Origin of the sequence: Pseudomonas sp. RIT-PI-a, from assembly GCF_001187875.1 — a bacterium.
Classification (GTDB): domain Bacteria; phylum Pseudomonadota; class Gammaproteobacteria; order Pseudomonadales; family Pseudomonadaceae; genus Aquipseudomonas; species Aquipseudomonas coleopterorum.
The window spans coordinates 499,054-507,126 of sequence record NZ_LGIR01000012.1; the positions used below are offsets into that span (position 1 = coordinate 499,054).

At 65.0% G+C, this 8,073-nt stretch carries 11 protein-coding genes; all 11 read right to left on the bottom strand.

The features are described 5' to 3' along the window. Positions 1 to 48 precede the first annotated feature (48 nt). The 11 genes from modC to tusD all read right to left on the bottom strand — a co-directional run bounded on the left by modC (position 49) and on the right by tusD (position 7,807). Positions 49 to 1,128: a molybdenum ABC transporter ATP-binding protein gene (gene modC / locus AC788_RS08420; RefSeq protein ID WP_049860197.1), complete on the bottom strand. Its 1,080-nt coding sequence runs from the start codon at positions 1,126 to 1,128 to the stop codon at positions 49 to 51. Between the two features lies 1 nt (position 1,129). Then, entirely contained in the window at positions 1,130 to 1,813 is a 684-nt protein-coding gene (gene modB / locus AC788_RS08425) for a molybdate ABC transporter permease subunit (protein ID WP_049860198.1), read from the bottom strand. Beyond that, positions 1,813 to 2,562 (bottom strand): molybdate ABC transporter substrate-binding protein, encoded by a 750-nt coding sequence (gene modA / locus AC788_RS08430; RefSeq protein ID WP_049860199.1) that lies wholly within the window; start codon positions 2,560 to 2,562, stop codon positions 1,813 to 1,815. Before modA ends, modB begins: the two co-directional genes overlap by 1 nt. 103 nt (positions 2,563 to 2,665) lie before the next feature. After that, positions 2,666 to 3,508, bottom strand: a complete 843-nt coding sequence (gene ada, locus AC788_RS08435; protein ID WP_082223620.1) for a bifunctional DNA-binding transcriptional regulator/O6-methylguanine-DNA methyltransferase Ada — start codon at positions 3,506 to 3,508, stop codon at positions 2,666 to 2,668. Between the two features lie 73 nt (positions 3,509 to 3,581). Next, positions 3,582 to 4,232: a DNA oxidative demethylase AlkB gene (alkB, locus tag AC788_RS08440; protein ID WP_049860200.1), complete on the bottom strand. Its 651-nt coding sequence runs from the start codon at positions 4,230 to 4,232 to the stop codon at positions 3,582 to 3,584. A 5-nt stretch (positions 4,233 to 4,237) separates the two neighbouring features. Then, positions 4,238 to 5,245 carry a glutathione S-transferase family protein gene (locus tag AC788_RS08445; RefSeq protein ID WP_049860201.1) on the bottom strand — a complete coding sequence of 336 codons (1,008 nt, stop codon included), beginning with the start codon at positions 5,243 to 5,245 and terminating at the stop codon, positions 4,238 to 4,240. Between the two features lie 170 nt (positions 5,246 to 5,415). Then, entirely contained in the window at positions 5,416 to 6,432 is a 1,017-nt protein-coding gene (locus AC788_RS08450) for a glycosyl transferase family protein (RefSeq protein WP_049860202.1), read from the bottom strand. Further along, positions 6,429 to 6,764 (bottom strand): TusE/DsrC/DsvC family sulfur relay protein, encoded by a 336-nt coding sequence (locus tag AC788_RS08455; protein WP_049860203.1) that lies wholly within the window; start codon positions 6,762 to 6,764, stop codon positions 6,429 to 6,431. The genes AC788_RS08450 and AC788_RS08455 overlap by 4 nt, the downstream gene beginning before the upstream one ends. Then, positions 6,761 to 7,054 (bottom strand): sulfurtransferase complex subunit TusB, encoded by a 294-nt coding sequence (tusB, locus tag AC788_RS08460; protein ID WP_049860204.1) that lies wholly within the window; start codon positions 7,052 to 7,054, stop codon positions 6,761 to 6,763. Before tusB ends, AC788_RS08455 begins: the two co-directional genes overlap by 4 nt. After that, entirely contained in the window at positions 7,054 to 7,413 is a 360-nt protein-coding gene (gene tusC / locus AC788_RS08465) for a sulfurtransferase complex subunit TusC (protein WP_049860205.1), read from the bottom strand. The genes tusB and tusC overlap by 1 nt, the downstream gene beginning before the upstream one ends. 1 nt (position 7,414) lies before the next feature. After that, complete coding sequence (gene tusD / locus AC788_RS08470) at positions 7,415 to 7,807, bottom strand: sulfurtransferase complex subunit TusD (RefSeq protein WP_049860206.1); 393 nt, start codon at positions 7,805 to 7,807, stop codon at positions 7,415 to 7,417. Positions 7,808 to 8,073: the final 266 nt, after the last annotated feature.

The window sequence follows — 8,073 nt, forward strand, 5'->3', positions numbered from 1 at the left end:
AAGTGTCAGATCCGCCGCGTGCGGCAATCACGCGGTTTGATGCGATCCTCAGGCCAACACGGCAACGGCCTTGATCTGGGCCCAGGCCTGCAAACCTGCCACAACGCCCAGCTGGTCCGCCGAAAAGCGGGTGATCCGCGCCAGTATCAAGGTCTCACCCGCGCGCAGGCTGAGTTGCACATGCGCTGGATTATGTGCCGCCGACACCTGCTCGACGGTAACGGCAAAGCGATTGAGAATGCTGCTGGCGTCGTCCTGGCTCAGGCTGAGGCTGACGTCCCGGGCCTGGATCTTGATCCGCACAGTCTTGCCAGCGGTCCTGAGTTCGTGAGCGACACGCAGGGGTTCGACAGCGCCGGGCAATTGCAGTGAGAGCAGTTGGTAAGTGGGATCGTAGCCCTGCACCCTGGCCTGGACCACCACCCCGGCATCGGCTTCCTGCGCCATGGGCAGGTCGAGGCGCGCCAGGGTCGGGCCCAGTGGCCCGCTGGCCAGCACCCGGCCCTGTTCCAGCACCACCAGGTGGTCGGCCAGACGCGCGACTTCGTCCTGCGCGTGGCTGACGTACACCACCGGAATCTCCAGCTCGTCGTGCAGCCGTTCCAGGTAGGGCAGAATTTCACCCTTGCGTCGGCTGTCCAGCGCGGCCAAGGGTTCGTCCATCAGCAACAACCTGGGGCTGGTCAACAGCGCCCGAGCGATCCCCACACGTTGCCGCTCGCCACCGGACAAATTCGCCGGCTGACGTTCCAGCAGGTGTTCGATGCCCAGCAGACTGCACGCCTGATCGAGCGCGACCTTGCGCTGCTCAGGCTGGATTCGGCGCCAACCGTATTCCAGATTGCCGCGCACCGAGAGATGCTCGAACAAGCTGGCCTCCTGAAAGACATAGCCCAGCGCCCGCTTGTGGGGCGCCACGAAAATGCCCCGGGCGCTGTCCTGCCAGACCTCGCCGTTGACCTCTATGTAAGCGTTCGCAGCCTGCGACAAGCCGGCCAGGCAGCGCAGGCAGGTGGTCTTGCCTGAGCCTGAATCACCGAACAGCGCACTGACCCCGCGCCCCGGCAGTTGCAGGTCGATGTTCAGCGAGAACGCGCCATAGGTCATGTCGATACGGGCATGGATCATTTCATCGACTCCAGGCCGAGTGCGGCTGGCGACTGCGGTGCAACAGCAGCAGCACCACGAAGGAAAACACCAGCATGGCCCCGGCCAGCCAATGGGCCTGGGCATATTCCATGGCTTCGACATGGTCGAAGATCTGCACCGAGACCACCCGGGTCTTGTCCGGTATATTGCCGCCGATCATCAGCACCACGCCGAATTCACCCACCGTGTGGGCGAAACCCAGGATGCTGGCGGTAGTGAAGCCAGGTTTGGCCTGCGGCAGCACCACGCTGAAAAAACAGTCCCAGGGACTGGCGCGCAGCGTCGCCGCGACCTCCAGCGGCCGCTCGCCGATGGCACTGAATGCGTTCTGCAATGGCTGAACCACGAACGGCATGGAGTAGATCACCGAACCGATCACCAGCCCGGTGAAGCTGAACACCACCGTGCCCAGACCGAGCGCCTGCGTGGCCTGACCAATGAAGCCATGGGGGCCGAGCGCCAACAGCAGATAGAAACCGATGACCGTCGGCGGCAACACCAGGGGCAGGGCGACCACCGCGCCGACCGGACCGCGCCAGCGCGAAGACGTGCGGGCCAGCCACCAGGCGATCGGCGTGCCGACCAACAGGAGGATCACGGTGGTCAAGGCCGCCAGCTTGATCGTCAGCCAGATAGCGCCCAGGTCGCTGGCATCCAGCGGCATCAGATCTGGTAGCCGTACGATTTGATGATCGCGGCGGCAGCCGGGCCTTTGAGGTACTGCATCAGCGCCTTGGCGGCTTCACTGTCGCGGCCTTTGTTGAGGATCACCGCGTCCTGCTTGATGGGATCATGCAGTTGCGCCGGTACGATCCAGGCCGACCCGCTGGACACCTTGCCATCCTTGTAGATCTGCGACAGTGCCACGAAACCGAGTTCGGCATTGCCGGTGGACACGAACTGGAACGCCTGGGTGATGTTCTGTCCCTCGACCAGCTTGGCCTGAGTGGCTTGGGTCAGGCCTAACTTGTCCAGCACCTGGGTTGCCGCCAGGCCATAGGGTGCCGCCTTGGGATTGGCTATCGACAGATGTTGGTACTCGTTTTTCTTGAGCACCGCGCCGTTGGCGTCGACGTAGCCGGGCTTGGCCGACCACAGCGCCAGGGTGCCGGTGGCGTAGGTGAAACGCGAACCGGGCACGGTCTCCTGCTCGCTTTCCAGCTTCGCTGGCGTGGTGTCGTCGGCGGCGAGGAACACTTCGAACGGCGCGCCATTCTTGATCTGCGTATAGAACTGACCGGTCGACCCATAGGCCGCCACCAGCTTGTGCCCGGTGTCGGTTTCGAAAGCCTTGGCGATGGCCTGGATCGGCGCAGTGAAGTTGGCGGCGACGGCCACTTGAACTTCGTCGGCGCGGGCGGCATTGAATGCCAACGCGGTACCGATGGCGAGCAGCGTGGTGGTGAACTTCATGTAGGCAGACTCTGCGGGAAGGAAGACCGTCGTATAGCAAAATATATAGCGTAATGCCAGCGTGATGCGCGGTGCCTCAGGCAGTGCGCAGACACTGCCACCCTTAGACGTTGTCCGGATGACGCTCGCGGGCGAGCAGTTCGCGCTTGCGCTCGACCCCCCAACGGTAACCCGAAAGTCCGCCATCGGTACGTACCACGCGATGGCAAGGCACCGCTACGGCCAGGGCGTTGGCCGCACAGGCCCCGGCCACGGCGCGCACCGCATTGGGCGCGCCGATGCTCGCCGCGATTTCGGCGTAACTGGCCGTGGTCCCTGGCTCAATCCTGGCCAGCGCCTGCCATACCCGTTGCTGGAACGCGGTGCCGCGGATGTCCAGGGGCAAGTCCAGCCCCGTGCTCGGCGCCTCGATGAAGCCCAGCACCCTGGCCACGATCGCCTCGAAGTCCGCGTCAGCGCCAACCAGCGTGGCTTTGGGAAAGCGTCGCTGCAGATCGTCGAGCAGGGCTTGCGGCTCGTCTCCCAGCAGGATCGCGCACACCCCGCGTTCGCTGCAGGCCACCAGCACCGCGCCGAGGCTGCATTGGGCAAGGGCGAAGTGGATCGAAGCGTTGCTGCCACCCTCGCGGAAGGCCGCCGGGGTCATGCCGAGCATGCCATTGGCCGCTTCGTAGAAACGCCCGGATGAATTAAAGCCGCTGGCGTAGAGGGTTTCGGTGACGGATTTGCCCTGAAGGAGCTGTTCGCGGACCTTTTCTGCTCGCCGGGCGTTGGCATAGCTGCGCGGCGTGAGGCCGGTCACCGCTTTGAACACCCGATGAAAATGCCAGGGACTCAAGCCAGCCTGCGCGGCAAGCTCGCCCAGTTCGGGCACACCGTCGCTGGCCTCGATCTGGCGGCAGGCGGCGGCGACCAATTGGTTGTGAGGGGCAGAAGGGCTGGGCATGGCGCGATTCCATCGATCGTCGAGGCAGGCATGGTAGCGCCTGGTACCGGGGCTGACACTCCGTTGCTTGCGCTCAACCCGCCTTGCGCAGGGTGAAATTGATGCGCTGCGGCCCCATCACCGGATGCACGCCCTCCTTGAGCGGCAACACGCCATGGAAGCGCAGGCGATCGACCCCGCCCCAGACCATCACGTCGCCATGCAGCAGGGGCACCCGCAGCGGGCGATCGCTGCGCTGCAGGCCGCCGAGTTGGAACATCGCCGCAAGACCCAGGGAGACCGAAACGATCGGCGCACCGTAGTCGCGCTCGTCGCGGTCCTGATGCAGCGACATCTTGGCGCCGGGCACATAGCGGTTGAGCAGGCAGGCATCGGGGCTGAAATCATCGAAACCGACCGCCGCTGCTGCTTCCCGCGCCAGGGTGTGCAACACGTCGGGCAGCGCTGGCCATGGTCGGCCGGTAAGCGGATCGTCGCTGACATAGCGATAGCCTCTTGTATCCGTGCTCCAGCCGAACTGACCGCAATTGCTCAAGGCTACCGACATGGTGTGCCCGCCGGGCGTTTCCATGCGCCGAAAGGGGGCCGCCCTGAGTACCTCGCGCAGGGCAGGGAGGATCTCCTCAAGCCAGGGCAGGGCAAAGCCGCGCAGGACGAAGGTCTGCTCGCCCAAGGCCTCGCGGCGAGTCGGTTGCTGTGGCTCGTCGAACAACGAGGGCTGCATCGCGTTCAACCTTCGTCGCGCTGCCAGATGCCCCGGCCTTGCAGGCGCTCGCGATCATGGGCCGCAGTGAACTCCTGCAGCGGTCCCTTGGGCACGATGCCCGTCGGATTGATGGTCGGATGGCTGGTGTAGTAATGGCCCTTGATGTGTTCGAAGTCGACCGTCTGGGCAATACCGGGCCATTGGTACAGCTCGCGCAACCAGTTGGACAGGTTCGGGTAGTCTACGATGCGCCGCAGGTTGCATTTGAAGTGACCGTGGTAGACCGCGTCGAAACGGATCAGGCTGGTGAACAGTCGCCAATCGGCTTCGGTGAGGTACTCGCCGGTCAGGTAGCGTTGGGTGTCGAGGGTCGCTTCGAGACGGTCGAGCTCGGCGAAGACGTCATCGAAGGCGCTGGCATAGGCCTGCTGCGAGGTGGCAAAGCCGGCACGGTAGACCCCATTGTTGACGTTGGGGTACACCGCTTCGTTGATGCGGTCGATGGCCGATTGCAGGGGCGCCGGATAGAGGTCCGCGCGGTTGCCGGTGATGGCATCGAACGCACTGTTGAACATGCGAATGATCTCGGCCGACTCGTTGCTGACGATGCGATTCTGTTGCTTGTCCCACAGTACCGGCACCGTCACCCGGCCGGTGTACTGCGGATCGTCGCGGGTGTAGCGTTCATGCAGATACTGCAGCGGTCCCAGGTGATCACCACTGGAACCGGTGTCGCTGTCGAAAGTCCAGCCATGCTCGCCCATGTGCCAGCTCACCACCGATACGCCGATCAGCGTTTCCAGGGCCTTGAGCTTGCGCACGATCAAGGTTCGGTGGGCCCACGGGCAAGCCAGCGAGACGTACAGATGGTAGCGGCCGGCCTCGGCCTTGAAGCCGCCTTCACCATCAGGCCCCGGCGCTCCGTCGGCCGTGACCCAATGGCGGCGCTGCGAAGTTTCACGCTCGAAGGCGCCGTCCGTGCTGCTTTCGTACCACTGGTCATGCCAGCGCCCTTCGATCAGCAACCCCATGTTCGTCTCCCCGATGCGTGTCCCCGAACTGTATCACGGTGCCCCGTAGCCGCGGCGCAAGCCGCGTCATGCGTCACGCATGCATCGCCGACGCGGCCTGGCAACCTTTGTAGCAGCGGCGCGAGCCGCGTCGGCGGCACACGCGGTCGATCTGGCATCACGCCGATTGGCTACGACGATTTTGCACATGCTTCCAGATCCCGCGCCGCCCACAGGGCGCGGGCTTCTTCGAACGCCTCTTCGCGGGAACTGCCCAATCCGCGCAGGGCCAGGGCCATGGTCGAGATCAATGCCAGCTCGCCGTAACTGTCCTGACGCTCGCCCTGCCAGAATTCGACCAGGTGATGGCTTTCCAGGCTGGGCGGCTTGACGTGGCGCTGGGCGGCGAGGGCGGGCCATTCCTCATCCCAGGGTAGATGGTCGCGGGTGCCATAGAGGTGGCTGGCGCTGTCCGGGTTGATCTCGATCTCGCCACCGTCGCCCTTGACCACGATCGCGGTGTCACCGAGCAAACCGCTGGCATCGCGGTGCACCGCCTGGTAGCCGGGGTGGAAGATGCTCTGCAGGCCACACCGCGCACTCAACGGATTGAGAATCCGCGCCAGCGAATGAATGGGCGAACGCAGGCCCAGGCTGTTGCGCAGGTCGATCATGCGCTGCAGGGGCGCGGCCCAGTCCACCAGTGGCGCGAACGCCAGACCCTGTTGGTCCAGCGCCTGGCCTACCGCATCCCAGCCCCGGCACAACGGAATGTTCAAGGTGCCGAGCAACTGCTCGCTGTACAGTCGCCCGGCCGTGTGGGCGCCGCCGCCGTGCATGAAAATGCGCCGCCCGCTGCCGCCCAGGCACTTGGCGGCGAGCAGGTACCAAGGCAGATGGCGCTTCTTGCCGGCGTAGGTTGGCCAGTCCAGATCGACGGCCAGCGCAGGCGCCTGCAAGCGCTCGCGCAGGGCAAGGGTGAACCCGGCCAGCTCCTCGGCACTTTCTTCCTTGTGCCGCAGCAGCATCAGGAAGGCGCCCAGTTGCGCGTCCTCCACCCGGCCGTCGAGCAGCATGCCCATGGCTTCGCGGGCCTCTTCGCCGGTGAGATTGCGCGCGCCGCGCTTGCCTTTGCCCAGCGCCCGCACGAACTGGGCGAACGGATGCTCTTCGGGGGTTTCCAGGGTCAGTGCAGGGTAGTCGGTCATATGCAATTGGTCGGTTTGGGCAGGCCCGCCAGCTTCGCAGCGAGTTTGGCAGGAGTGCCGTTGAACAGGCGATTGAGGTGCAGGCTGTTGCCTTTTTCAGCGCCCAGTTGCTGCGCGACGTACTTGATCAGCGGCCGGGTGGCGGGCGAGAGCTGGTACTGCGCGTAGAAACTGCGCAGCAGGTCGATGATCTGCCAATGATCGGGGGTCAGCTCAAGGCCTTCGGCACTGGCGAGGGCGGACGCAACCTCCGGGTTCCAGTCGTCGAGCGACGCCAGGTAGCCGTCCTGATCCAGCGCAATGTTCTGATTGGCGACGGTAAGCGTATTCATAGCCAGCTGTTGACCTTGTCATAGGCCAGGGTCAATTCTACGAACCCGGGGTAGTCGAGCAGTTCCACGGCGGGGTTGCCTGGCAGCGCTCGTGCTCGTGCGTCTTCGGCCAGGGCGAACACCACGACCCCGGCGCCGGATAGCGATGCCCAGGGCCCGCTGCCTGGTGTGAGGGCGTAGACCGCATCGCCAGTGAGCAGGATGGCGTCGTCGTGGCCCAGCAGGCGCAGGCAGCTGGGCAGGCGCTGGTCGCTGAACGGCGAATGCGACAGTACGTGAAGGGTACTCATTACAGGGTCACCACCAAGTCGAAGCGCGGCAGCAGCTCGCGCAGTTGCTTATCCGTTTGCGTCTGCGCGGCGATGGCCAGCGCTGCATCAGACAGCCCGCGGCGGGCCAGGCTGGCGGCACAGACGAACAGCTCGTCGACACCGAACAACGGCAGCGCCTGCAGGTTGGCGGCGAGGTTCTTCTGCTGCACGGCGTCGGGTGCTTGGGAGTCCGCCAGTTGGTAGACCCCGTCGTCGAGAAACAGCATCGAAACCGGCAGGTCGTAGGCGCCTCCGGCCAGGGCGATGTCCAGAGCCTCGCGAGCGGCAGGGCCGGCCCATGGCGCCTGACGGCTGATGATCAACATGGATTTGGCCATTTCAGTGACCTCCGAAGCTGACGAGTCGGTCTGCTTGCTGGGCGGCTTCGTGCAACTGTCCCAGCCCGGACAGCTGCCAAGGTTCGGTCAGGTTGGCGGCCGGGCGTTGGTAGCGGCGTGCTTCTTCTTCATTCAGGATGCCGCGGCGCAAGGCGGCGGCGATGCAGACCACCGCATCGACCTGGTGCTCGATGATGAAGGCGCGCCATTGCGCGGCCGTGTCCGATTCGTCTTGCGCGGTGACGACATTGCTGGACGCCGTATGTACGCCGTCCTGATAGAAAAACACCCGCAGCAGTTGGTGGCCTTGAGCCAAGACCGCCTGGGCGAACAGTAACGCCCGCCGGGAGGCCGGCGAATGAGCGGGCGAATAGAGAGCGATGGCAAACTTCATGGGCGGCTCTGATGAGGAACTGTGGCCATGATAAAGGCTGCCTTTGGAAAAAGCCTAGCGAGAAGCGCTGCGCGGAGAATCCGCAGGTACACGCAGCCCCCGGACGCGGCTCGCGCCGCCGCTACCGGGGTACGCGGTCGCTGTAGCAGCGGCGCAAGCCGCGTCGGCGGTGTGCGCGGTGTGCCTGGATGAATGCGGTAAGGCCGGAACAGGCGTACGCGGTCGCTGTAGCAGCGGGGGGAGGGCCGGCGGCGGGGGGCGGGGCG